This is a genomic window from Stenotrophomonas sp. YIM B06876, assembly GCF_030711595.1.
In the GTDB taxonomy this organism is placed as follows: domain Bacteria; phylum Pseudomonadota; class Gammaproteobacteria; order Xanthomonadales; family Xanthomonadaceae; genus Stenotrophomonas.
In genome coordinates this window covers 1-724 of record NZ_JAUJUJ010000404.1, presented here as the reverse complement: position 1 = coordinate 724, position 724 = coordinate 1, and the positions used below count along the sequence as shown (strand labels likewise).

At 59.5% G+C, this 724-nt stretch carries 1 pseudogene; it reads right to left on the bottom strand.

Annotated features, from left to right (window positions below):
• Window positions 1-261: 261 nt before the first annotated feature.
• Window positions 262-348, bottom strand: a pseudogene (locus tag QZH66_RS19085) (3-oxoacyl-ACP reductase); the annotation flags it as partial.
• Between the last annotated feature and the right edge of the window lie 376 nt (window positions 349-724).

The window sequence follows — 724 nt, the reverse complement described above, 5'->3', positions numbered from 1 at the left end:
AGTAGTTGGTCATCGGGCGACCCCGACCCCGACGCACGAAGCAGTGGACAGGGTTGGCGACCGAGGGCACGGGTCTCTGGCCGGTGATGTAGCTGACATGGAATGACACGATGACGGGCGCCGACCTCGTTGGGCTGACCGAAACGGCCTGCGGGGTTGTTCGCTCCACGCTCGCGCCAAAGATCCTCAAACGGGCGACCGGACTCCTGTGCAAGTGCTCGACATGCCGACGCTGCGCGTCCGTAGCGAACACATCCCTTACAGCAGGTTATTGATCGTGACGTCGTGGCGCACAGTCTGGCGCGCCAGACCCGCGACAAAGCCGACCAGGCCGGAGCGCGCACAGTTTTATGGTCGCCGCGCTCATCAACGGCGGCAAACCAACCGCGATGGCGGCGGACAACAAAGCCGCGCAGACTAGCGGCGCCGCTGGCGTGAGCCGGAAGAACAGCGATATCAGGTAGGTGATGATGGCCAGGATCAGGTAGGAAGTCGCGCCGTTTTTCATCAAGACCCGAAAGGGCCTGACGCTCAGAATCTTCGCGCAACAGCGCAGTCCACCGTCACGCTCGAAACCCTCAATATTCGACAAGCGTCGCTAATTCATACAGAATATTGTATACAATTTGCCGTATTGCTTAATATCATGGTTTCGTGCGTCACAGACTCCAGGCCATGGTCGGCGACCTCGTTGCGAGGTCGCCTTGGATATAGGAATACCAGC